This window comes from Duganella sp. Dugasp56, assembly GCF_047304105.1.
Taxonomy (GTDB): Bacteria; Pseudomonadota; Gammaproteobacteria; order Burkholderiales; family Burkholderiaceae_D; genus Rugamonas; species Rugamonas hordei.
Map to the genome: position 1 here is coordinate 126,404 of NZ_JBGLYQ010000010.1, position 23,749 is coordinate 150,152.

Below are 23,749 nucleotides of genomic sequence, written 5' to 3' on the forward strand. Positions count from 1 at the left end.
GTAATCCGGGGTCAGATCTGACCCCGGATCCAGACTCCGGATTTAATGCGACCAGAGGCGGACCTGGCCTTGCAGCGAGACGTTGCCGTTGATGTTGAGACTGCCCAGGTTGCCGGTGACCGGCGCGTTCGGGTCGGTCTGCACGCTCAGCGATTCGAAGCCGAAGTTGGTGTAGCGTACATATCCCGGCAGGCCGATGGCGATGTAGTCGCCGCCGCCGTCGCTGCGGTTCTGCACGCCCAAGGTGACGGCAAACATGTCCACCATGCCGCGCACATTCTTGAACACGATGTAGCGGTTCTGCCCGTCGCCGTTGAAGCCCAGCGACAAGCGGCTGTCGGCCACCGCCCCCACCAGCGTCGGATCGTTCAGCGAAATGTGCGCGGCAAAGCTGATGCCGTCCTGCCCGCTCACCTGCGACAACTCCTTGTCGTCGAGCGCCTGCAGCGTGCCGCCCCGCGCCACGCCCGCCGCCAGCATCAACAGTAAATAGAGTGCGCGCACCATCAGTGCTTGAACTTGATATCGAGGTACTGGATCTGGATCGAGCCTATGCGCGACGATCCCAGGTCCACCGCCGGCTGCCCCGGGCTGACGAAGGAAATATTGTCGACCACGATCCCGCCCGCCGGCGCCACGCCGCTGCCGTAGCGCGGGTCCGGCCAGTCGATGCCGATGTGCAGCCGCGGCCCCGTCTCGTCGGTCAGCGCGTTGATCACCGCCGGCTGCGAGGCCACGTTCGCCAGCATCCACGGCGAGTTGTTGAACACGCCGTTGCCGTCGACGCCGCCGATGTGCACGCCGCTGAGCACCATCGCCTCGGTCGCATCCGTGCGTCCGCGTGGCTGGAACGACAGCTGGCCGATATCCATCCGCAGCGCCGCGCCGAAGGCGATGCCGTCGTTCACCTGCGGCGTCGAGAACTGCAGGCCACCGCCATAGAACACCATGTCCTTGACCACCACGCTGCCCTGCTCCCGCGTGACGCCGTCCGCGCCCACGCCCCAGTCGTAAGCCATCTGCCAGCGCTGGTCGGCACTGGTGTTGCGCGGGAAGGCGATGTTGATGACGTCGGCCAGCCCCGGCGCGCCGGACACGATGTCGAGTTTGTAGGGGTCGGAAAACGGCAGCGGATTGTCGCTGCGCGAGGCGCTGAATTTTTCCGCGTACAGGCTGGTGCCGGTCGGCGTGGTGTAGGTGACGCGCGCATCGCCGCTCATGGCGAAGCCGCTCAAGTCGAAACTGACGCCGTCGCGCCCGCGCACCGACGACAGCGCCGCGTCGTTCAGCGGCTCCAGCGCCAGCGCCGGCAAGGCCGCCAACAACGAAGACAACAACAACGCGCGCGCCGCGCCCATCACTTCACCTTGGGCAGGTTGGGCGGAACGATGCCGGTGGTGTTCAGGGCCTGCAGCTTGTCGCGCCAGTTCAGCCAGACGCCGGCCTGCGCCGGATCCGACACCGGCGCCCCGGCCGCTGTCGGGAATTGCACGCCGTTCTTCAGCACCGACACCCAGAAGTCGCGGCTCGGGCCGCTGGCGTCGCCCGCCGTCACGCCGCCCAGCTGCGCGAACGACAGGCACGGCGCCGTGCACGAGCCGTCCCAGCGCTTTCCGCCCAGCGCATCGGTATGCGAGTCGAGCAACACGCCCGTGCCGTCGGCCGCCAGCCCGCTCACCTTCATCGAGCCGGACAGGGTGTTGATCTTCATGCCGACGTCGCCGCTGATGGCGTCGAAGCCGAAGCGCATGCCGATCACTTCACGCGCCGCGCCGTCGCCGGCGTTGCGGTACACAAATTCAAAATAGGGGTTGCTGATATGCACCAGGCGCTGCGCCTCGGTGCCGTCGCTGCGGCCGAACTGCAGCAGGCCGATGTCGATGTCGGCGCCGCCGCCGTTGCGCAGCGAGTAGTTGTATTCGCCCAGCCGCATGTTGCGCAGGTTGGCGCTCAGCGTGATGTCGGCGTCCAGCGCGATCTTGCTGAAGTCGTAGCCGCCCAGACTGCTATTGGTGAGCGCGACCAGGCCCTGGCCACGCGTGTTGGACAGTTCCTCTTCGCTCAGCGGCTGCATTTGCGCCGACGCCGGTTGCGTGCCGCAGGCCAAAGCCGCGCACAGCGCCAGCGCACGCCAGGTGGTGGGGGTTCTCATGATGGCGGGAGCGGCAGCCGCGCACGCGGCCGCCGCAGCTCAGCTGATTAGTGAGCGAAGATCCACACGGTGGTGCCGCGCATGTCGATCTGGTTCATCGCTACCGAGCCGAACGACGCTGCGTTGTTGCCCATCTTGATCGCATCGACCGACACGTTCAGGTAGTGGCCGTCCGCGACCACGGAGGCTGGGATCGCGATCTGCACGACGTCGCCGCCGGTCGCCGGGCTGTAGAAGGTGCCTGGGTTGGTCACGCCGGCGGCGCCGGCAGCGGCCAGGAAGGAGTTCTTCGACAGGATATCGATGTTGGCGGCGATCAGGCCGTTGACCTTGATGCCGTTGAACGATACCGAACCGCCACCCAGGCCGTTGGCGTCGAGCGCGTCGGTGTCGGTGTAGGTGAACGAGTTGATCTTGATGTTCAGGTTGGCCGCGATCGACACGCCATCCTGGCCGCTGACGGTGCTCAGTTCAGCGTCTTGGATTGGGGTCATGGCCGATGCCGAGAAGGCCAGGGTTGCCAGGGCTGCTGCTACTGCGGTCTTGATGAATTGCATGTGTCGTCTCCGTGATGGTTTTGGTGTGGTTTTTTTTATACTGCGGGACCATCTTATGGCCCCGCAGCTGCTATCGTCCATGACTCGTCAGGCCAAGCTACAGGCCTTGCGAGCCGCCGGCATTAGTGTGCGAAGATCCACACAGTGGTGCCGCGCATGTCGATCTGGTTCATCGCGACCGAACCGAACGACGCTGCGTTGTTGCCCATCTTGATCGCGTCGACCGACACGTTCAGGTAGTGGCCGTCCGCAACCACGGAGGCTGGAATCGCGATCTGCACGACGTCGCCGCCGGTCGCCGGGCTGTAGAAGGTGCCTGGGTTGGTCACGCCGGCGGCGCCGGCAGCGGCCAGGAAGGAGTTCTTCGACAGGATGTCGATGTTGGCGGCGATCAGGCCGTTGACCTTGATGCCGTTGAACGATACCGAACCGCCACCCAGGCCGTTGGCGTCCAGTGCGTCGGTGTCGGTGTAGACGAAGGAATCGATCTTGATGTTCAGGTTAGCTGCGATCGATACGCCGTCCTGGCCGCTGACGGTGCTCAGTTCAGCATCCTGGATCGGGGTCATGGCCGATGCCGAGAAAGCCAGGGTTGCCAGGGCTGCTGCGATTGCGGTTTTAACGATTTGCATGGTGGTATCTCCGAGTTAAAGTTGGAATTTTTTGTCTGGGCTCACGACCGTCAGGCTGATCCTGGGCTCCGGGTAGGAGCCGCGGCGCGCACTGTCCGGTGCCGTGAAAATCTTAATATTTGACTATTAATTAAGTTAATCATATGAGTCGGCCCCGACACGGGTCCATCTTTTCACGCTGACTTGGAAAGCCAACGTCTTGGCCTTGAGAGCCATACAGAGTGGGGGCTGTGCCACGCAAGTGTTGTCTGCGATAGCATAAGTTCAGTCCAAAATTTCTAGAGTCACATTTCTAAAAAACTTAATGCCTGACACAGGCAAAACATGCGTTAATAAGTTACAAAAATACAAAGACGAGTTGTCGCCCTAATAAAGCACGGTCGTTCTAATCTAGAATATTGGAGACAGCATGAAACCAGCATTGGGGCGCCCGACGCCTCTGGGCGGAGCTTATTCGCGAGCTTTGCCGGCATCCTCGCTTCATCATTTTTTACGCGCGCGCTTGAGTACGCCGTCGCGCATGCGCAGCTGCCTGAGCTCGGCAGGCTGACGCCATGCTGATGCTGTTGCTGGGCGTAGTCGCCGCCCTGATAGGTGGCGCCGGTGTCATGTCCCGACACGAACCGCAGGACCGTCCGAAGAGCCAGTTCGAGATGCCGCAAGCCATGCTGGGCGGCGGCGCCTACGTGCAATCGGTGAGCCTGGAACCGTTTTCCGAACTCAAGTACAAGCACATCGTGCGCCAGGCGTTCGACTACAGCTGCGGCTCGGCCGCGCTGGTCACCATCCTCAACTATCACCTCGGCGTGATGGTCAACGAACAGCAAGCCATGGAAGGCATGCTGGACAAGGGCGAGAAGGAAAAGATCATCGAGCGGCGCGGCTTTTCGCTGCTCGACATGAAGCGCTACGTCGGTTCGCTGGGCCTGTCCGGCGCCGGCTTCAAGGCCGAGATCAAGGACCTGAAGACGCTGGAGGAACCGGCCATCGTGCCGATCGACTACGCCGGTTCCAAGCACTTCGTGGTGCTGCGCGGCATCCGCGACGGCGTGGTCTACATCGCCGATCCGTCGGCCGGCAACATCGTGTTCTCGGTCGAGGAGTTCGCGCGCTGGTGGGACAAGAACACGCTGTTCATCATCTCGCCGGCCAAGGGTCAGCGGCCGGTGGCGCAGCTGGCGCTGACCGACCAGGAACTGGGCGTGACCGACATGGACCGCGTGACCGGCAAAGGCCAGCAGACCGGCATCAGCAACTCGGCCCAGCTGTTGCTGCGCGCCGTCAATTCGGGCGCCGCCGGCACCTGGATGCATCGCAATTAATTCCGCAGCGCCCACACTTTCTCGAGGATGACGATATGATTTTCCGTACCATGCCTGTTGCTGCAGCCATCGCAACCATCATGATGGCGCTGCCGGCCACGGCGCAACAGACCAGCACCGGCAACGCCGCCGCCACCGCGCCGGCCAGCGCCGACGCCGCGCGCGACGCGCTGGCCAAGAAGGAAGGCGAAGGCGACCAGAGCGCGCTGCTGAAGCAGACGCTGACCGCCGTCGACAAGCAATATTCGCTGATACGCCGCAACCAGCTGTCCGTCACCTACGACCTGAGCTACGCCTACGTCGGCGAGGAGCGCATCGTCACCGACCTGGCCAACGGCAGCACCACGCTGTTCAACATCGAGAACACCAGCTCGCACACAGTCACCAACACCTTCTCGGCCGACTACGGCCTGCTCGACAACCTGACCGGCAACGTCACCTTGCCGCTGATCTCGCGCTACTCGGACAACAACCTGTCGAACGGCATCTCCAACTCGCTGGGCGACCTCAGCCTGGGTGCCCGCTGGCAGCCATTCGAGGCGCGCCGCGACACGCCCAACCTGACCGTCACCACCAATGCCCGCCTGCCGACCGGCCGCAGCCCGTTCAAGATCATCGCCGGCAGCGGCGAGGCCACCGGCAGCGGCGTCGGCGCCTTCTCGGCCGGCCTCAACGTCAACAAGATCGTCGACCCGGTCGCACTGTTCGGCTCGCTCAACTTCACCGCCAGCCTGCCGGCCAAGCATCTGTACCAGGTCAACGGCACCCGCATCCTGACCCGCGTTCAGCCCGGCAACTCGGTCGGCTTCGGCATGGGCTTCGCGTATGCGCTGTCCTACGGCATTTCCACCACGATCTCCTTCCAGGAGGCGATCTCGGCCGGCTCGAAGCTGCGCTTTGCCGACGGCCTGGAAGCCAAGACCCATATGCAGACGTCGAGCATCCTCAACATGGGCCTGGGCTACCGCGTATCGCCCAAGACCACCGTCAACGTCTCGGTCGGCATCGGCCTGACGCCGGACTCGCCGCAATTCACCATCGGCATGAACCTGCCGCTGAATTTCTGATATGACCATGCACAGCAACGTCCTCATGCGGAGGCGCGCCACGGCCATGGCTGCAGCGGTTGCCGGCGCGTGTGCCGCGCTGTGTCCGCTTTCCGTCCACGCCGCGCTGACCGAAAACCTGACCACCAGCGTGGTCGCCATGTCGCTCGGCAACGCCGTGACGGCCGATCCGCCCGGCATCGCGTCGATCCACTTCAACCCGGCCGGCCTGGCGCGGCTGAGCGGCGACGGCGAGAGCATCCACAACTTCGTCGCCTCGATCCGCACCTCGGCCGCCTTCACGCCGGGACCGAACTTCGACATCGGCGGCTGGACCGAGGATCCGATCTCCAACACCCGCACCGGCCCGGTGCGCCAGGTGATGTACGTGCCCGGCTACGGCATGCCTGGCTGGCGCCTGCCGGCGGTGGCCGTGCCCGGCATCGGCATGTACTGGAACAAGGCCGGCTCGCCGTGGACCTTCGCCACCGACAGCTATATGTCGCAGGCGATGAGCCTGGACCGCACCACCGATCCCAACGATCCCGGCCAGTACCAGGGCCGGCAGGAGCAGATCCAGCGGCTGGTCTACCTGTCGCCGTCGATCGGCTACAAGTATTCGGACACCTTGCGCTTCGGCGTCTCGGTGCCGATCGCCCACGCCGCCTTCGTGGTCGACACCAATATGCGCTTCCCCAACGAGCTGCTGGGCGTGTTCGGCCAATTGCAAAAAGGCTGGTGCCCGGAAAACGGCGGCAACATCATCGACGTGTTCGGCTTCGGCGTGTGCGGCGGCGGCAAGGACGGCATGGTCAGCCCGTTCAAGAAGGCCGCCAACATGCGGCTGGAACTGACGGCGCCGGTCGATCCGACCATCAACCTCGGCGTGCTGTGGGAACCGGCGCCGTGGCTGGGGCTGGGCGCGGTCTACCAGGGCGGCTCGAAGACGCACTACACCGGCACCTATGTGTTCGACACCGAGCCGATGCTGCGCAACTTCGTCAAGGGCCTGAACGCCTCGCTGCTGGGACCGATCGCCGGCGCCGTGCTGGGCTTCCCGAGCTCGATTCCAGCCACGCAGCGGGGCAATATGAGCGCGATCATCCCCTTCCCCTCCCACGTGCAGCTCGGCATCAAGCTGCGGCCGGTGCATTTTGCCCAGCTGAACGTCGACGCCAGCTACGCCCGCTGGAGCGACTGGGACGCGCTGCGCTTCCAGTTCGACCAAAGCATCAAGCTGCTGGAAGTGGCGCGGCTGTACGGCATCCCGGATTCGACCCGGCTGGTGATCCCGCGCGGCTACAAGAGCGTGGTCAACTTCGCCTACGGCCTGCAGTTGTATCCGATGGAGCGGCTGGCGCTGCGCTTCGGCTTCGAGCCGCGCAAGTCCTCGGTACCGGCCGACAAGATCGACTTGCTGGCGCCGCTGCCCAACACCAAGCTGCTGAGCGCCGGCCTGAGCTTCAAGCTCAACAAGAACACCGAGATCAGCGTGACCGGCTCCTACATGACGGGCAAATTCAACACGCCGGCCAACACCGATTGCAATATGAACTGCAGCAATTTCCTGAACATCATCTACAACCCGTATGCCGGCCAGAACGTCCAGGGCGACATCCACGTGCGCTATTTCGGTTTTGAGATCAACAAGCGTTTCTGATTTTTTGAGGAGCAAAAACATGACATCGACGAATACTCTGTACAAACGCGGTTTGCTGCTGCTGGCCCTGGGCGCGGCCTGCGCCGGCGCCCAGGCGGCGACGGCGCCGGTATCGCCGGCCAAGCAGGCACTGGTCGACCAGGTCCTCAAGCTGTGGAACCCGGACAACATCGGCCAATCGATGCTGCAAGTGCCGGTGGGCGACGCGGTGCAGCAGGCGCGCGCCATGCTGCAGGGCCGCGCCGCGCCGGAGAAGCGCGACGCCGCGATGAACGACATCGTCGGCGAAGCCAAGCAGTTCATGGCCGAGGCCACGCCGATCACCAAGGGCAGCGCCGACAAGCTGATCCCGACCACCATCGCTCCGCTGCTGGCCGAGCGCTACACCGAGGACGAGCTGAAGCAGCTGATCGCCATCCTCGAATCGCCGGTCAAGAAAAAATTCGAGGCCATGCTGCCGGAAATGCAAAAGACCCTGGGTGAAGGCGTGGCCGCCGACACCCGCTCGGTCATCGATCCCAAACTGCAAGGCCTGAAAGAAAAAATCGGCCTGCGCCTGCGCACCGCGGTCACGCCATGACTTACTCCTCCGCCCTGCATCTGGTGCGCGGCGTCAAATCGCGCCTGACCCATTCCGGCGTGGAAGCGGAAGCGCTGTTCGCGCAAGCCGGACTGGACGAAGGAGACGGCCTCGCCTGCGACGCGCTGACCCTGTCCGACAAACTGAGCCACCTGTGGGAGCTGGTGGTGGAAAAATCGGGCGATCCGCTGATCGGCCTGAAGATCTCGTCGCCGCACCGGCTCGGCTGGCTGGGCGTGATGGGCCACATCATGCTGGTGTCGCCGACGGTGCAAAGCTCGATCGAGCGCTGCCACGGCCACACCCGCGTCGGCCTGTTGCTGCCGGGCGCGCGGCGCGACGTGCCGCAGCAGCGCTACGACTTTGTCTGGTGCGTACTGCTGCGCTCGCTGCGCTGCGCCGCCGGCCGCGACGACATCGCGCCGGTGGTGGTCGAATACACCTTCCCCGAACCGGCCAACGCCCACGTGTACCGCGAAACCTTCGGTTGCCCGGTCAAGTTCTCGATGCCGCACAACGTCATGGAGTTTTCCGACACCGACCTGGTGATGGCGCTGCCGGCCAACCCGCCGCTGATGCCGGGCAGCGGCGAGCGCGTGCTGGCCTCGCTGGCGCGCGCCGAACCGCCGACCTTCAGCGCCAAGGTGCAGGGCCTGCTGGCGAGCCTGCTGCCGAAAGGCCCGCCGCACCGCGACGACGTCGCCGCCCAGCTGATGATGAGCGAGCGCACCTTGCAGCGGCGGCTGGCCGAGGAAGGCACCAGCTTCACCAACCTGGTCGACGACACCCGGCGCGAGCTGGCGCGGCAGTCGCTCAGTTGCGGCGAGCTGTCGCTGAAGATGCTCAGTTTCCAGCTGGGCTTCTCCGAGCCGAGCGCCTTCTACCGCGCCTGCAAACGCTGGTTCGGCATGGCGCCGTCGGACATCCAGCATCTGGCGCACCAGCCGGGACCGGAGCCGGAATCGATGAACGCCACCACGCCGCGCAAGTCGGCATAAACAACAACGAGGGAGATGGCGATGGGATGGTTATCGAATAATCAAAGCAAGTCGATGCTGGGTCAGCTGCTGGTCAAGCAGAAGCTGATTACCGAAGAACAACTGGCCAGCGCGATCGAGCTGCAGCGCGCCACCGGCCAGCGGCTGGGCGACATTTTCGCCGAGCTGAACCTGATCTCGCAGCAGCACATCGAGCAGGCGCTGCGCAAGCAACGCCGCCTGCGGATGGCGGCGGCGATCGCCACCTCGCTGCTGGCGCCGATGGAGACCTACGCGGCGCAGGCGCTGCCGTCGCTGGCGATCGGCACGCCCATCATCCTCAGCAAGGACCAGCAGGGCTTGCAGATCAGCGAGCGCTCCGGCCTGCAGGCACTCAGCGAAGAAGAACTGGGCGAGACCTCGGCGCAAGGCCTCAGCGACGAACTGGTGACCGCCGTCAAGCAGGCCAGGAACAACGGGCTGGAAGTGGTCGGCGACATGGCCAAGCTGGTCAATCCGATACTGGGTTTCCTGGAGGCGGACACCAGCATGAAGAACGTCGTCTACGACCCGAGCAAGGCCTCGGCGACGATCAACAAGGACGGCTCGCTGACGCTGAGCATGCCGTCGTCGATCGGCGAGATCAACTTCAACAACATCCGCGTGAAGGGCACGGAAGGCGCCAGCTTCGGCAGCATCTCGATCAAGGGCATAGACCTGACCGGCACCACCATCACGATGGCCTTCCATCACTAAAAAATCCGGGGTCAGATCCGACATTTGGACACTAGCTCTGCCGTAATGGCGATTACGGCAGAGCTAGTGTCCAAATGTCGGATCTGACCCCGGAGTTGGCTTACTTCAAGTTGCGCGGCTTGGCGAAGGCGTCGCCGGCTTTCCATTCGGGCAGCTTGGCGCCGTTGGCGATCAGGCGGCCCAGGTTGAGCGTGTATTGCGCCGTCTGCACCATGCCCGACAGATCCCAGCCCGCATCGTACTCGTCGCTGACCTGGTGGTAGCGCTTGTCGTACGCGTCGGCCTTGGCTTTCGAGCCGGCCGGATCCTTGATGTACTCGCGGCCCGATTCGATCGAGAACGCCGGCACGCCATTCTTGGCGAAGTTGAAGTGATCGCTGCGGAAGTAACCGCCCGCCAGGTCCGGTTCCGCCTCGGCGATGTGCATGCCCATTGCCTTGGCGGCCGTCTCGGCCAGCTTGCCCAACTCGGTGCGCTCGCTGCCCTGCGTGCCGATGTCGCGCGTTGCACCGACGAAGTTCAGGCTATCCAGGTTCAGGTTGGCGGCGGTCTTAGCCAGCGGCCACAGCGGCGACGCGGAGTACGCGGCGCTGCCCAGCAGACCCTGCTCTTCAGCGGCCACCCACAGGAACATCTGGCTGCGTTTGGCCGGCGCGCGCACGGCTTCCTGCGCCATCGCCAGCAAGGCGGCCGAACCGGAGGCGTTGTCGACCGCGCCGTTGAAGATCGTGTCTCCACTATCCCCCTGCTTGCCCAGGTGATCCCAGTGCGCGCTGTAGATCACTACCTCATCCTTCAGCTTTGCATCCGTACCCGGCACCACGGCGGCGATGTTGAACTGCTCGACCTTGCGCACAGCCGCCTTCATCTCGCCACTCAGCCTGGCGGCCAGCGGCACCGGCTTGAAGTCCTTGCTTTCGGCGGCGGCGCGCAGCGCGTCCAGGTCCTGGCCTGCGGCCTTGAACAGCGCGCGGGCGGTATCGTCGGTCATCCAGCCCTGCAGCTCGGTGCCCAGCGTGCCCGCCGCCAGCTGGAAGCGCTCCACGCCCGACCAGCTGTTCTGGATCACGCTCCAGCCGTACGACGCGCTCGGCGTGGTGTGGATCAGCAGCACGCCGGCGGCGCCCTGGCGCTTGGCTTCCTCGAACTTGTAGGTCCAGCGGCCGTAGTAGGTCAGGCCCTTGCCGTTGAAGCGCTTCGGCTGCTCGGCGGTGGGCTGCGGGTCGTTGACCATCATGACCAGGATCTTGCCCTTGAGGTCCATGCCCTTGTAATCGTTCCACTGCTCGTCCGGCGCGGTGATGCCGTAGCCGACGAACACCAGATCCGCGTTGAAGCTGTGCGCGGCGGTCGCATCGCCGGGCGCGAACACCCAGTCCTTGCCAAAGCTGATCGGCAGCGCCTGGCCGCCCGCTTCCAGTTTCAGCGTGCTCTCGGCCGGCTGCGTCTTGACGCCGGCGATCTGCACCGACTGGCGATAACTGTCGCCATTGCCCGGCTTCAAGCCCAGCGCCAGCGCCTGCGTTTCCAGATAGGCAACGGTCAGGTCGGCGCCGCGCTGGCCGGTGCCACGGCCTTCCAGCACGTCGCTGGAAAGGAAGGCAAGGTGCGCGCGCAGCGGCGCTTCCTGCACGGTGGCGGCGTTTTTCGCGGCGTGGACAGGGAATGCCAGCGCCAGGCTTATGGCCAAGGCGGAGGCAACAAAGGATGGAGTCATTTTTTGCATGATTTCCTGGATAGGTAAGGGATGGGCGCGGTCCGTTAAATTGCCGCGCGCACATTGTATGCGATCGCCGCGCTAAAATGGCGGCATGACAGACCGCTCCCCCTACATCGGCCGCTTCGCGCCCTCGCCCACCGGCCCCCTGCACATCGGCTCGCTGGTGGCGGCCATGGCCAGCTACCTGGACGCCAAGGTGCACCACGGCCAGTGGCTGGTGCGCATCGAAGACGTCGACGGCGACCGCAACGTGCCCGGCGCCGACGAGCACATCCTGGCCTCGCTGCGGCGCTGCGGCATGCAATGGGATGGCGACGTCACCTGGCAAAGCCGCCGCACCGATTTGTACCAACAGGCCTTGCTGCAACTGGGCGACCTGGTTTATCCCTGCGGCTGCTCGCGCAAGGAAATCGCCGATTCGCAACTGAGCCTGAGCGGACGCCAGGCGCAAGCGCTGATCTATCCCGGCACCTGCCGCCACGGCCTGGCCCCGGGCAAGAGCGCCCGCGCGCTGCGCCTGAAGGTGCCGCGGCAACCGCACTGCGTCGTCAGCTTCGACGACCGCTGGGCCGGTCATGTCAGCCAGGACCTGACCGACGATGTCGGCGACTTCGTCATCAAGCGCGCCGACGGTTTCTGGGCCTATCAGCTGGCGGTGGTGGTGGACGACGGCGCGCAAGGCATCACCGACATCGTGCGCGGCGCCGACCTGCTCGATTCCACCCCGCGCCAGCTGTACCTGCAGCAAGTGCTTGGCCTGCCGCGGCCGACCTATCTGCACGTGCCGGTGGTGGTCAACGAGTTCGGCGAAAAACTGTCCAAGCAGACCGGCGCGCAAGCCTTCGACAACGGCGCCGCGCCGCAACAGCTGTTGCAGGACGCCATGCTGCCGGCTGCGCGTTTCCTCGGCATGGACATCCGCGCCGGCAACATCGAGGAATTCTGGCGCGCCGCCACGCCCGCATGGGAACAGGTTTTGCGCCAAAGATAAGGTGCGCTGCGCGCGTCCTACTTCATCTACACTGAAACGATGGAAGTCGAACTCAAACTTCTGCTGTCCCCGGCAGACAACGACAAACTACTCAAGCATCCGCTGGTGGCCGCCCACGCGCGCGCGCAGCCGCGCACCCAGCAACTGTCGGCCCGCTATTTCGATACGCCGGACCTGCACCTGATGCGCCACGGCGCCGGCCTGCGCGTGCGCAAGGCCGACGGTTCGTGGACGCAAACCATGAAGGCCGGCGGCAGCGTGCAAAGCGGCCTGCACCGGCGCAATGAATGGGAAGGCCCGGTGGACCGGCCGTGGCCGCGTCTGGGCAAGCTGCGCAAGCTGATCGGCGAGGACGGGCAATGGCAGGCGCTGCTGGATTCCGACGACCTGAAACAGCGGCTGGAACCGCTGTTCGTCGTGACGGTGGAACGCCACGTGTGGGACCTGGACGTCGACGGCAGCCATATCGAAATGGTGCTCGACCACGGCCGCATCGAGCGCCACGGCCATCAGGTGCCGGTCAACGAGATCGAACTGGAACTCAAGGACGGCGATCCCGCCAGCCTGTTCTCGTTCGCGCTGCAGCTGCAGGAGCAAATTCCTGTGCGCGTCAGCAACACCAACAAGGCGGAGCGGGGCTACACGCTGTGCCGGCAGACCGGCACCGTGCCCTATCGCGCCAAGCCCGTGCAGCTGGACGCCGGCGCCACCGTCTCCGACGCGCTGCAGGCCGTGCTGGGCAATTGCCTGCAGCACATCCAGCACAACGAGAATGCCGTCATCGAGGGCGACGATGCCGAGACGCTGCACCAGATGCGGGTCGGCGTGCGCCGCCTGCGCTCGGCGCTGAAGCTGTTCGATCCGGTCGCGCCGTGCCCGCCGGGGCTGCTGGACGACATCGGCTGGCTGGGCATGCAGCTGGGTGCGGCACGCGACTGGGATGTGCTGCTGACCTCCACGCTGGGCCAGGTGCAGGCGACGCCGGGCGGCAAAGGCGGCTTGCTGGACCTGCAGGCGCTGGCGCTCGACGCCGCGCGCACGGCGCGCCAGCGCGCGGCGCAGGCGCTGCTGTCGGCACGCTATTCGCGCCTGCTGTTGGCGCTGGGCTTGTGGATGCAGCAGCAGGCCTCCGAGCCCGGCCTGCAAGCACCCGCCGACGATTTCGCGCAATGGACGATCCAGCGCCTGCACCAGAAATTGCTGAAGCGGGCCAAGCGGATGGACGACAGCGACGCCACGACCATCCACCGCACGCGCATCGCGGCCAAGCGCGCCCGCTACGCGATGGAATTCTTCCACACGCTGTATCGCGGCAAGGCGGTGCGCGACTATCTGAAAACCCTGTCGACGCTGCAGGATGAACTGGGGCAGCATAACGACCTGGTCGTGGCAGACCGCATGCTGCAGGAATTGGCCGAGGCGCCGAACGGGGCGGCCGCCGGCGTCGATTTCGCGCGCGGCTACTTGCGGGCGATACATTCCCAGCGCAGTGTCGATCCCGCTGAAATACGCAGGCAGCTGCACGCGCTGCGGCAACCCCGCGTCATCTGAACGGGGCCTTTATTTGACTGGCTGCTGCAAGGCAGGCACCAGCTTCGACGCCACCGTCCACGTCAGCTTGCCGGGGCAGTTCGCATGCTGCACGGCGGACAGCGCATCGTCCGCTTCGCTGTCGGCCTGCGCATACTCCTTGCTGGCCGTCACCTTGAAATGCAGTACCGGATCGGCCGAACTAGCGGTTTTCGACAGCGTCTGCAGCAGGCCGCGCGCGGCGAGAATCTTGCCGCAGCGTTCAATGCCGGCACCATCGTCCGATTCGATCTCGATGCTGAACATCCAGCGCTCCGCATAGCCGCGCACAGCCAGGGCAGGCGTCGGACGCATCAGGTCCGATGGCAAGGTGGCGGCGCCGGCAAACATGGCGACGCCGGACAGCAGCAGCCCGGCAAAAATTCGGCGATACATCGGCACTCCTCGTTATCCGCTAAAACCCTATGTTATCAGGATAGGATACAAAGTAGCCACCAGCGCCAGCGCCATCACCACATTAAAGATCCGCACCGAGCGCGCGTCCTGCAGCACGCGACGCATCGCCACGCCGAACATCGCCCACGAACCGACGCAGAAGATGCCGATCACGCCGAACACGCCGGCCAGCAGCGCCACGTCGCCCACCTTGAAGCCGGGCGGCAGATAGGTGGTCAGCGCGCTGACCGCCATCACCCAGCCCTTGGGATTGACCCACTGGAAGGCCGCCGCGCCAAGAAAGCTCATCGGCTTGGAGATGGCGGCCTGCTCGGCGCTCATCGGCGCCGCATGGGCCAGCTTCCATGCCAGCCACAGCAGATACACCGCGCCGGCGTACTTGAGGATCACCTGCAGCATCGGCGCCTGTTCGAACACCGCGTGCAGCCCCATGCCGGTGGCGAAGATCATGAAGGTGAAGCCGCAGGATATGCCGAACAGGTGCGGCAGCGAGCGGGCAAAGCCGTAGTTCAGACCGGACGCCAATATCATCGCGTTGTTCGGTCCGGGCGTGATGGAACTGATGGCGGCAAAGGTGCACAGCGGAAACAGCAGATCGAGCGACATAAGAATATCCGGTGATGGGCATTAATATTCATTGTAGTGAAAGCGCACGATACTGCACCAGTACACTTTTACAAACAGTTGTTAGTGGTGTACTGGTCGTTTCGCCGATACGAGCGTGCAATAGCGTTCAAGACAGGCGCGGCGCTACATGAAACGATGAGGTTTTAACCCAACTGGAGCAAGCATGGAAACAGCAATCGCAACCCCGCGCTGCGTGGTGATAGTGAACAGCGACCTGGCCGCGGGTCGCGCCGCAAACGCGGCCGCCGTACTGGCCTTGACGATGGGCCAACGCCACCCGTGGCTGGTCGGCGGCGCGCTGGTCGACGCCTCCGGCTTCCCGCATCCGGGCTTGATACCCATAGGAATAGCCGTGCTGGCCGCCGGCACCGGCGAGCTGGCGGCGATACGCGGCAAAGGCATCGCCGCCGGCTGCGACGTGGTCGATTTCCCCACGCAAGGCCAGCAGACGACCGACTATGCGGCGTTTCAAACCGCGGTGCTGGCGGTGCCGACGGACGATCTGTCGTATGTGGGTGTCGCGCTGCTGGGCGAGAAAAAAGCTGTCGGCAAGATCGTCGCCAACCTGGGCCTGCTGAAATAGCCGGCGCCCCTAGCGGGCGGCCTTGCCCAGCACAGCGCGCTGATACTGGCCCGGCGTGACGCCCATGAAACGGCGGAACCAGCGCGTCAGGTGGGCCTGGTCGGAAAAGCCCGACATGACGCCTGCCTCCACCAGCGCATGGCCGCGCCGGATCAGCTGTATCGCCAGCCGCACCCGGGCCTGGCGCTGATATGCATGAGGCGTCATGCCCAGCGCGCGTTCGAAGGCGCGGAACAGTTGGAACGCCGGCAGGCCGGCAGCGGCGGCGATATCCTCCAGGCTGACCTGGTCATCCAGATGCTGATCGAGGAATTCGCGCGCGCTGCGGACCGCCGCCCGCTCCGCGCCGGCGTCCGGCGGCGTCACCGCATGATGCAGGTAGCGGCCAGTCAATCCGGCAGCAAAGTTAAGGTAAGCCTGGTCGCGCAACAGCGCGGGCCCCTGCTCCTGCGAACAGCGGTGCATGGTGTAGAGCGCGTCGGCCAGGCCGGCGTCGCGGATGATGGGCCCGGCCAACGGGCGGGCATGCGCGGCATGCTCCTCGCCGGCGAGGCGGCGCAAATGCAGCATGTCGACATAGAGCGTGCGCTGCCGCCAGCCGCCGTCATCCACCGGCCAGCCGGCATGCGCTTCATCGGCATCTATGGCATACAGGTCCCCCTGCCGCGCCACGAACTCGCTGCCGCGCATGCGGATGCGGATCGCGCCATGCGTCAGCAGCGCAAAGCATGCCGTTTCATGCGTGTGCACGTCGTAGCTGAAATCCACGAAGCGCCCGCGCAACAACTCCGCCTTCAGTTCGGGCGCGTGCCAGATGGCGATGTCGCTGGAATCCTCCCGGTCTGTCACTGTTTTCCCTTGCGCTGGCGGCCCAGCAGTTTGTAAAAGCCCTCCAGCTCGCGCCGCACCAGGTCCTGGCCATTCTCGATGACGAAATCCTGGAACGACGCCGCCACCTTGGGGATGGGCTGGTCGGTCAGGTGCATGATATGCCAATCCGCCTCCACCGGGTTTTCCTGCATCGGCAGGATCGCCAGCAGGCCGGCCTCGAATTCCAGTCCGCAGGCGTGCACCGACAGGAAGCCCAGCCCCAGCCCGGCAGACACCATGCGCTTGATCGCCTCGTTGCTCGACACCTCGGAGCCGAACTCCAGCGGGTGGCCGGCGTCGCGCAGCAGACGCTCGACGGCGGTACGGGTACCGGAGCCGCGTTCGCGCACCAGCAGGTTGGCCGCCATCACGTCGTTGAGCGTGATCTTTTTCTTCTTCATCAGCGGATGCGCGGGACTGGCGACAAACGCCATCGGGTGCCGCGCGAACTTGGCCGCGTTGGTGCGCAGCTCGCGCGGCGGCGTGCCCATGATGGCCAGCTCGATCTCGTGCCGCGCCAGCATCTGCACGATCTCGGCGCGGTTGCCTACCTGCAGTTTCAACCGCACGTCCGGACGTTCCATCGTAAACGGCACCAGCAACGGCGGCAACAAATGTTCCGCCGTGGTGACCGCGCCAATGCGCAGCGTACCGCTGGTGACGCCCTGCAGCGCGGCCAGCTCGTCGCCGGCCTGCTCCCACAGCCGCAGGATGCGCTCGGAAAATTCCACCATCACCTCGCCCGCCGCCGTCAGCTGGATGTTGCGGCCGACCTTGCGCGTCAGCGCGATGCCGGCGATCTCCTCCAGTGTGCGGATTTGCAACGATACCGCGGGCTGCGTGACGTGCAGCGCGTCGGCCGCACGCGACACGCTCTCGTGCCGCGCCACCAGCACCAACGACTGCAGCTGGCGAAAACTCGCATGATACATAAGCCATTCCTTATCGATTATCGAATATGTTTAATTTTTCTTTTGTTCATTCTACCTCTATATTCATAATCATCTGATATCGTTTTAAGCGAGACCGACATGAGCATCGACGTGATCTTCCTGGGCCTGGACGGCGTACTGTTCGACACCGAAGCGCTGCACCTGGCCGCGTGCAACGCGGCATTCGCCAACGCCGGGCTGTCCGTACGCTGGACCTTGCCGGCGCTGCGCAGCGCCGCCGCCACCCACGGCTACGCCCGCGCCATCGGTTCCGCCATCGCCTGCGAGCTGTTGTCGCGCGACAAGCAGCGCGTCGCCGAGCTGTTTGCCGACAAGCACCGCCAGTTCCACCAGACGATCAGCGCCCGGCCGCCGCAAGCGCTGCCGGCCGCGCTGGCCCTGATCGACGACGCGCTCAACGCCGGCTGCAAAGTCTGCGTGCTGACCGACCTGCCCGCCCCCGCCACGTCCGCGCTGCTGGCCAACTGCTTCGGCGCCGACGTCAACAGCCTGTTCACGGTGGTGACCGGCGGCGCCAATTTCGACGGCCCGTCCGGCACCGGCCCCTATGCCCGCGCGCTGCACGCGATGGGCGTGGCGCCGCAGGACGCGATCGCCATCGACACCGCCGTGCCCGGCCTGCGCGCCGCCGAGGAAGCCGGCCTGTGGACCGTCTCCGTCGCCCCTTACGGCAACGACGTCGTGCGTCCACGCCAGTTCATCACGTTTGACGCCTTGCGCGAACTGCATTCCAGTCCCTACACGCCGGACCAGCACCAGCGGGACGTGCTGGCCGCATAGGATAGACAGCAGCGGCAAGCTGCGCACAGTTTTTTACACTCGTCTGGAGGCATCATGGAAACCATCGTCATCGTAGGCGGAGGTGCGGGCGGACTCGAACTCGCCACCCGCCTTGGAGATACACTCGGCAGCGCCAAGCGCGCCCGCGTGGTGCTGGTGGACCGCTCACACGGCCACTTCTGGAAGCCCCTGCTGCACACGGTCGCTTCCGGCAAATGCGACCCGCAAGTGGTGGAGCTGGCCTTCCCGGCGCAGGCGCTGGAGCACGACTTCGAATTCGTGCAAGGCGAAGTATTGTGCCTGGACCGCGCGCACCAGACCATCACGCTGGCGCCCCGCCACGGCAAGGGCAGCGACGGCGCCTGCCGCACCATCGCCTACGACAAGCTGGTGCTGGCACTGGGCTCGGTGACCAATTTCTACAACGTGCCCGGCGCCGCCGGACACGCGCTCACGCTCGACAGCGTGGCCGATGCCGAAGCGTTCCGCCGCCGCTTCAACGAAGCCTGCATCAAGGCCGGCGAACAGGGCACGCAGGTGGACGTGGCGATCATCGGCGGCGGCGCCACCGGCGTCGAGCTGGCGGCCGAGTTGAGCACCAGCGCCCGCGCGCTGGCAGCGTACAAGGTGCACGCGCTGGACCCGGACCGCGACATCCGCATCAGTGTCATCGAGCGCGGCCAATACCTGCTGCCGCAATTGCATCCGCAGCAGTCGCAGCGCGCCGCGCGTCACCTGCGCTCGCTCGGCATCGAGGTGCTGACCGGCACCACCGTCGCCGAAGTGACGCAGGACGCCGTCATCGACGCCACCGGCGCCGTGCACCGCGCCGACCTGACCTTGTGGGCGGCCGGCGTCGAGGCGCCGCAGCTGTGCGCCACCTTCGGCCTGCAGGTCAACCACCTGAAGCAGATCGTCGTCGACGCCAGCCTGTGCTCGGCCAACGACAGCCAGATCTACGCCTTCGGCGATTGCGCCAGCTACACCTGCCCGGTCAAGGGCGCGGCGCCGCCGCGCGCCCAGGTCGCCCATCAGCAGGCGATGTTCCTGGCCGAGCTGCTGACGCGCCGCAACGGCACGCCGCGACCGCACTTCCGCTACCACGACTATGGTTCGCTGGTGTCGCTCGGGCCGCAATCGGCGGTCGGCGTGCTGACGGGCGCGGTCACCGGCAAGAGCGTGCGCGTCGGCGGCGCCGTCGCCGGCCTGCTGTACCGGCTGATGTACCAGAAGCATATGCTGTCGCTGCACGGCACGCTGCGGGTGGCGACTCAGGCTCTGGCCGACTGGCTGCGCGCACGCATCCTGCCGCCGGTGAAGCTGCACTAGGCTTGGGCATATAATGGGGTCATGAATACTCCAGACCTCACCATGCTGATGGCGGCGTACAACGCCTCGATGAACGAGAAGCTGTACGCCGCCGCGGCCAGGCTGCCGCACGCCGAGCTGGCCGCCGACCGCAAGGCCTTCTTCGGCTCCATCCTCGGCACCATGAACCACCTGCTGGCGGGCGATACCATCTGGCTCAAGCGTTTCGCCGCCCACTCGCCGAAATTCACCGCGCTGGCGCCGATGCTGGACATGCCGCAGCCGTCCGGCCTGACGCACACCTTCGGCGACGACCTGCCGCCGCTGCACGAACACCGCCTGCGGCTGGACGCCATCATCACGCAATGGGCGGCGCAGGTGGAGGCGCACGACCTGGCGCAAACCCTCGAGTACCGCAGCACCAAGGGCGACTTGTATCGCAAGCACTTCGGCAGCGTGGTGCAGCACTTCTTCAACCACCAGACCCACCACCGCGGCCAGATCACCACGCTGCTGTCGCAGGCGGGCGTCGACATCGGCGTCACCGACCTGCTGCTGTGGGTGCCGGACCTGCCGGCATGAAGATCGCCGTCTACAGCGCCCAGCCCTACGACCGCCGCTTCCTCGACGAAGCGTGCCCGCCGGCGGCGGAAACGGTTTACTTCTCCGATCCGCTGACCCTGGATACGGTGGCGCTGGCGCAAGGTTGCGGCGCCGTCTGCGTGTTCGTCAACGACGTGCTGGATGCGCCGGTGCTGGAGGCGCTGCATGCGCTGGGCGTGCGCGCCGTGCTGCTGCGCTGCGCCGGCTTCAACAACGTCGACCTGGGCGCCGGCGCCCGCCTCGGCCTGTTCATGGCGCGGGTGCCGGCCTACGCGCCGGAAGCGGTGGCCGAACACGCGCTGGCGCTGGTGATGACGCTCAACCGTAACACGCACCGCGCCTACGCGCGCGTCCGCGAAGGCAACTTCGCGCTGGATGGCCTGCTGGGCATGACGCTGCACGGCAAGACCGTCGGCATCGTCGGCGCCGGCCAGATCGGCACGGCCGCCGCGCGCATCTTCAACGGCATGGGCTGCAGGGTGCTGGTGAGCGATCCCTCGCCGTCGCCGCAGCTGGACGGTCTGGCCGCGCGCGTCGGCCTCGACGAGCTGCTGGCCGCATCGGACATCGTCTCGCTGCATTGCCCGCTGATGGACGCCACCCGCCACATGATCGACGCAGCCAACCTGGCGCGCATGAAGCGCGGCGCGATGCTGGTCAACACCTCGCGCGGCGGCTTGATCGACACCGCCGCCGTCATCGAGGCGCTGAAGTCGCGCCACCTGGGCGCGCTGGCGATCGACGTCTACGAGCAGGAGGCCAGCCTGTTCTTCCACGACCACTCCAGCGACATCATCGCCGACGACCTGTTCCAGCGGCTGATGACCTTCCCCAATGTGCTGGTCACCGGCCACCAGGGCTTCTTCACGGTGGAGGCGATGCGCGAGATCGCCGCCGTCACCTTCGCCAACCTGGCCTGCCACCTGAACGGCAGGCCGTGCGCGAACGCCTTGCCGGTCAGCTCGTGACGGGCAAGGTCAGGATGAAGCGGGTGCCTTGTCCCAGCGCGCTCTCGACTTCGATCTTGCCGCGCAGGAGGCCGTAGACGATGTTGTAGACGATGTTCAGCCCCAGCCCCGAACCGCCCCGTCCCAGCTTGGTGGTGAAGAACGGATCGTAGATGCGGCTCATGTTTTCCGGCGCGATGCCGGCGCCGTTGTCGCTGACGACCACCTGCACCCGCTCGTCCTCGAGCGCGCGGGCCGACACCAAGATCTCGCCGTCGGCGCGGCCTTCGAAGGCGTGCGTCAGGCCGTTGTTGATCAGGTTGATCAACACCTGGCCGAACGGGCCGGGATAGCTGTGCATCTGTATCGTCGCCGGAATGTCCTGGCGCACCGTGATGCCGCTCTTCTTGAAGGTCGGCACCAGCACCAGCAGGATCTCGTTGGCCAGGTCGGACAGCAGGAACTCGCGGCACTGCGACGTGGTGCGGTCCACCGCCACCTGCTTGAAGCTGGACACCAGGTCGACCGCGCGATGCAGGTTGCGCAGCACGATCTCGCCGCCGCTGCCCACGTCGTCGATGTAGGCCTGCAGTGTCGAGCGCTTGATGCCCTCCTCGCTCATGCGCTTGAAGACGCGGGTCTGGTCGATCAGCGTGCTGACGGCCAGCAGGCTGTTGCCGATCGGCGTATTGAGCTCGTGCGCCACGCCGGCCACCAACGATCCCAGCGCCGCCAGCTTCTCGCTGCGCACCAGCTCATCCTGCGCGCGCCGCAGCGTCTCCAGCGATTCAGCCAGCTCCCTGTTAGCCTCCTGCATCTGCGCCGTGCGCAGCTGCACCAGTTCCTCCAGCTTGTCGCGATACTGGATCAGCTCCACCTCGCCCTTCTTGCGGTCGGAAATATCGGTCGAGATGCCGCCCATGGCCCAGACATTGCCGGCCTCGTCGCGCAGGCAGAATTTTTCCGAGATATAGGTGCGCAGCTCGCCCTCGGCGTTCGGCACGGCCTCCTCGTAGATGTAGGAATTCGGCGACGCCAGCGCCATGCGGTCGCCGTCGCGTATCACCGCCACCGTCCGCTCGTCGAACAGGTCGGCGTCGCGGTGGCCGATCGGGTCCACCGAACCCGCCGGCAGCACCTGGCGCAGGCGCTGGTTGACCATCAGGTAGCGGCCCTCCAGATCCTTGACATAGATCACGGCCGACGACTTGTCGGCGATGTTGGTCAACAGCGACTGGCTGACCCGTAGCGCGGCGTCGCGCGCGGCGATGGTCGCCAGCATGGTGTTGAAGGTGGCCGACAGCCGTCCCACCTCGTCGTTCGAAGCGACCGGCGCGCGCAAATCGTAGCGCTGCTCGCGCGTGACCTGGTCGGCCAGCTTCGACAGCGCCAGCAAGGGCTGCGTCACCAGCCGCCGCAAGCCGATCGCCTGCAGCATGCCGCCGATCAGCAGCGTCAGCGCCACCATCACCAGCACCAGGCCGTATTTGCTCAGGCGCTCGGTCACCGGCGGCAGCGCGTAGTCGACCTGCAGGTAGCCCACCACCTCATGCTGGAAACGCACCGGCGCCAGCATCGACAAGCTGTCGCCGTGGAAGCTGTGGCCCGGCGCCGCCATGTCGTCCGGCCATGTGCAGCGCACGGCGCCGCTGCCGTCGCCATCGCTGCCGCTCGCGCGGCGGGAATAGCTGGCGAAGGTTTCGTGCAGCGGATCGAACAGGCAGGCGCTCTCGATGTCCGGCGTGCCGCGCAGCGCGGACAGCGTGCGGGCGGCCGCGCTGCGGTCGCCGAAATTCAGGTCCACGTCCAGGTTCACCGACACCAGCTCCATGCGGCTGGCCAGGTCCGCCACCAGCCGCGTGCGCACCACGCTGATGTCGTAGGTGACCAGCGCCGCCAGCGCCACCAGCATCGCCGCCAGCGCCGTCGCCAGCGAGACGATCAGCAGCTTGCGCTGCAGCGCCATGTCTTGCCAGCGCATCATCAGTGCGCTCATTTCGCGTCTCCGCCGACCACCCGCTCGGCCAGCGCCAGCATGCGCGGATTGAGGCTGACGCCCGAATGCTTGGCCGCCGTCAGGTTCACTTCGAAACGGATGCTGCCGTCGACCAGCATCAGGTTGATGATGCCGCCGTCGGCCAGGAACGACGACGAGTCGCCGATGGTGAGCACGGCCTGCCCGCGCAGGCGGGTCAGCCAGGCGGCCTGGCGGCTGCGCTCTCCCACGGCGAGGTAGACCGCGTGGCAGGCGTCGGTTTCTTCGATGCGGCTGATGATGCGCAGCTCCAGCGGATGGCTGCCGGCGGCGCGGCTGCGCAGCTGGCGCGCCACGTCGGCCGCGCCGGCGCCGGCCATGCATACCACCAGCGGCGCGTTCGGATCGGCCAGCGCCGGAGGCGGCCAGATGGCGTAGCGGGTGAAGTTGAGGATGTAGGCGGCCTTGACCTGCTGCTCGGGGATGGCCTGTTCGGCGCTAGCGCTAACACAACCCAAGACAGCCAGCAGGCAAGCCCGCACGGCCAGCTTCCTGATTTCGGCGGCGCCCAGTCGTCTCATCGTGCACGCATCTCCTTGTAGCGCAACCCGCATGTTCGCATGGTTACAGCACGTCACGATTCTATCCGAATAGCCCGCGGCGCAAGTTTTTTTTGCGTGGCGCAAGCCGGTTGTGCGCGAAACACAACGTAGTAGGCGCGTAG

General features: G+C 65.7%; 25 protein-coding genes. 13 read left to right on the forward strand and 12 right to left on the reverse strand.

From position 1 onward, the window contains the following. Positions 1-42: 42 nt before the first annotated feature. The 5 genes from ACCD07_RS09285 to ACCD07_RS09305 form a co-directional block, all read right to left on the reverse strand. On the reverse strand, positions 43-507 hold the full coding sequence (locus tag ACCD07_RS09285; protein ID WP_413447158.1) for a hypothetical protein: 465 nt from the start codon (positions 505-507) through the stop codon (positions 43-45). Then, positions 507-1,358: a hypothetical protein gene (locus tag ACCD07_RS09290; protein WP_413447159.1), complete on the reverse strand. Its 852-nt coding sequence runs from the start codon at positions 1,356-1,358 to the stop codon at positions 507-509. The genes ACCD07_RS09285 and ACCD07_RS09290 overlap by 1 nt, the downstream gene beginning before the upstream one ends. Further along, positions 1,358-2,152, reverse strand: a complete 795-nt coding sequence (locus ACCD07_RS09295; RefSeq protein ID WP_176654919.1) for a hypothetical protein — start codon at positions 2,150-2,152, stop codon at positions 1,358-1,360. The genes ACCD07_RS09290 and ACCD07_RS09295 overlap by 1 nt, the downstream gene beginning before the upstream one ends. A gap of 47 nt (positions 2,153-2,199) precedes the next feature. Then, on the reverse strand, positions 2,200-2,709 hold the full coding sequence (locus tag ACCD07_RS09300) for a DUF6160 family protein (RefSeq protein ID WP_176654918.1): 510 nt from the start codon (positions 2,707-2,709) through the stop codon (positions 2,200-2,202). A 122-nt stretch (positions 2,710-2,831) separates the two neighbouring features. Beyond that, positions 2,832-3,341, reverse strand: coding sequence for a DUF6160 family protein (locus ACCD07_RS09305; protein WP_176654917.1), 510 nt, complete (start codon positions 3,339-3,341; stop codon positions 2,832-2,834). A 554-nt stretch (positions 3,342-3,895) separates the two neighbouring features. Between ACCD07_RS09305 and ACCD07_RS09310 the strand changes: the two genes are divergently transcribed. From ACCD07_RS09310 to ACCD07_RS09335, 6 genes are read left to right on the forward strand one after another with little or no spacing between them, the layout of a single operon-like run. Continuing rightward, on the forward strand, positions 3,896-4,663 hold the full coding sequence (locus ACCD07_RS09310; protein ID WP_176654916.1) for a C39 family peptidase: 768 nt from the start codon (positions 3,896-3,898) through the stop codon (positions 4,661-4,663). 35 nt (positions 4,664-4,698) lie between these two features. Beyond that, positions 4,699-5,730, forward strand: a complete 1,032-nt coding sequence (locus ACCD07_RS09315) for a transporter (protein WP_176654915.1) — start codon at positions 4,699-4,701, stop codon at positions 5,728-5,730. A gap of 46 nt (positions 5,731-5,776) precedes the next feature. Next, positions 5,777-7,369: an OmpP1/FadL family transporter gene (locus ACCD07_RS09320; RefSeq protein ID WP_353400414.1), complete on the forward strand. Its 1,593-nt coding sequence runs from the start codon at positions 5,777-5,779 to the stop codon at positions 7,367-7,369. 19 nt (positions 7,370-7,388) lie between these two features. Next, positions 7,389-7,949, forward strand: a complete 561-nt coding sequence (locus tag ACCD07_RS09325; protein ID WP_176654913.1) for a DUF2059 domain-containing protein — start codon at positions 7,389-7,391, stop codon at positions 7,947-7,949. Next, positions 7,946-8,947, forward strand: a complete 1,002-nt coding sequence (locus ACCD07_RS09330) for an AraC family transcriptional regulator (RefSeq protein ID WP_176654912.1) — start codon at positions 7,946-7,948, stop codon at positions 8,945-8,947. The genes ACCD07_RS09325 and ACCD07_RS09330 overlap by 4 nt, the downstream gene beginning before the upstream one ends. A 21-nt stretch (positions 8,948-8,968) precedes the next feature. Continuing rightward, the gene (locus ACCD07_RS09335; RefSeq protein WP_353400410.1) at positions 8,969-9,682 is read left to right on the forward strand and encodes a hypothetical protein; all 714 of its coding nucleotides are present in this window, start codon (positions 8,969-8,971) and stop codon (positions 9,680-9,682) included. A 100-nt stretch (positions 9,683-9,782) separates the two neighbouring features. Here ACCD07_RS09335 and ACCD07_RS09340 read toward each other — a convergent pair whose 3' ends face one another. Further along, on the reverse strand, positions 9,783-11,408 hold the full coding sequence (locus ACCD07_RS09340; RefSeq protein ID WP_413447160.1) for a M28 family peptidase: 1,626 nt from the start codon (positions 11,406-11,408) through the stop codon (positions 9,783-9,785). A gap of 85 nt (positions 11,409-11,493) precedes the next feature. On the opposite strand from ACCD07_RS09340, the gene gluQRS reads away from it, so the two are divergent. Next, complete coding sequence (gene gluQRS, locus ACCD07_RS09345) at positions 11,494-12,393, forward strand: tRNA glutamyl-Q(34) synthetase GluQRS (protein ID WP_413447161.1); 900 nt, start codon at positions 11,494-11,496, stop codon at positions 12,391-12,393. Positions 12,394-12,432: 39 nt separating this feature from the next. Next, positions 12,433-13,944, forward strand: coding sequence for a CHAD domain-containing protein (locus ACCD07_RS09350; protein ID WP_413447162.1), 1,512 nt, complete (start codon positions 12,433-12,435; stop codon positions 13,942-13,944). 9 nt (positions 13,945-13,953) lie between these two features. Here the strand turns inward: ACCD07_RS09350 and ACCD07_RS09355 are convergent, their stop codons facing one another. Then, positions 13,954-14,358, reverse strand: coding sequence for a hypothetical protein (locus tag ACCD07_RS09355; RefSeq protein WP_413447163.1), 405 nt, complete (start codon positions 14,356-14,358; stop codon positions 13,954-13,956). 27 nt (positions 14,359-14,385) lie between these two features. Further along, positions 14,386-14,985: a LysE family translocator gene (locus ACCD07_RS09360; protein ID WP_413447164.1), complete on the reverse strand. Its 600-nt coding sequence runs from the start codon at positions 14,983-14,985 to the stop codon at positions 14,386-14,388. A gap of 184 nt (positions 14,986-15,169) precedes the next feature. Here ACCD07_RS09360 and ACCD07_RS09365 point away from each other — a divergent pair, with 184 nt between their 5' ends. Further along, complete coding sequence (locus ACCD07_RS09365; RefSeq protein WP_353400398.1) at positions 15,170-15,589, forward strand: DUF2000 domain-containing protein; 420 nt, start codon at positions 15,170-15,172, stop codon at positions 15,587-15,589. A gap of 9 nt (positions 15,590-15,598) precedes the next feature. Here the strand turns inward: ACCD07_RS09365 and ACCD07_RS09370 are convergent, their stop codons facing one another. Together ACCD07_RS09370 and ACCD07_RS09375 are read right to left on the reverse strand one after the other, a co-directional pair. Beyond that, positions 15,599-16,438, reverse strand: a complete 840-nt coding sequence (locus tag ACCD07_RS09370) for an AraC family transcriptional regulator (protein WP_413447165.1) — start codon at positions 16,436-16,438, stop codon at positions 15,599-15,601. Further along, positions 16,435-17,391 carry a LysR family transcriptional regulator gene (locus ACCD07_RS09375; RefSeq protein WP_176655657.1) on the reverse strand — a complete coding sequence of 319 codons (957 nt, stop codon included), beginning with the start codon at positions 17,389-17,391 and terminating at the stop codon, positions 16,435-16,437. The genes ACCD07_RS09370 and ACCD07_RS09375 overlap by 4 nt, the downstream gene beginning before the upstream one ends. A 99-nt stretch (positions 17,392-17,490) precedes the next feature. On the opposite strand from ACCD07_RS09375, the gene ACCD07_RS09380 reads away from it, so the two are divergent. From ACCD07_RS09380 to ACCD07_RS09395, 4 genes are read left to right on the forward strand one after another with little or no spacing between them, the layout of a single operon-like run. Further along, entirely contained in the window at positions 17,491-18,192 is a 702-nt protein-coding gene (locus ACCD07_RS09380; RefSeq protein WP_413447166.1) for an HAD family hydrolase, read from the forward strand. Between the two features lie 54 nt (positions 18,193-18,246). Then, entirely contained in the window at positions 18,247-19,521 is a 1,275-nt protein-coding gene (locus ACCD07_RS09385) for an NAD(P)/FAD-dependent oxidoreductase (RefSeq protein ID WP_413447167.1), read from the forward strand. A gap of 21 nt (positions 19,522-19,542) precedes the next feature. Next, positions 19,543-20,082 carry a DinB family protein gene (locus ACCD07_RS09390; RefSeq protein ID WP_176655654.1) on the forward strand — a complete coding sequence of 180 codons (540 nt, stop codon included), beginning with the start codon at positions 19,543-19,545 and terminating at the stop codon, positions 20,080-20,082. Beyond that, a complete protein-coding gene (locus ACCD07_RS09395) occupies positions 20,079-21,071 on the forward strand; it encodes a 2-hydroxyacid dehydrogenase (RefSeq protein ID WP_413447168.1) in 993 nt (330 codons plus the stop codon). Before ACCD07_RS09390 ends, ACCD07_RS09395 begins: the two co-directional genes overlap by 4 nt. Here ACCD07_RS09395 and ACCD07_RS09400 read toward each other — a convergent pair. Continuing rightward, positions 21,061-23,046, reverse strand: a complete 1,986-nt coding sequence (locus tag ACCD07_RS09400) for an ATP-binding protein (protein WP_353400385.1) — start codon at positions 23,044-23,046, stop codon at positions 21,061-21,063. The two genes, ACCD07_RS09395 and ACCD07_RS09400, sit on opposite strands and share 11 nt — an antisense overlap. Then, positions 23,043-23,606 (reverse strand): YfiR family protein, encoded by a 564-nt coding sequence (locus ACCD07_RS09405; protein ID WP_176655651.1) that lies wholly within the window; start codon positions 23,604-23,606, stop codon positions 23,043-23,045. The genes ACCD07_RS09400 and ACCD07_RS09405 overlap by 4 nt, the downstream gene beginning before the upstream one ends. Positions 23,607-23,749 lie beyond the last annotated feature (143 nt).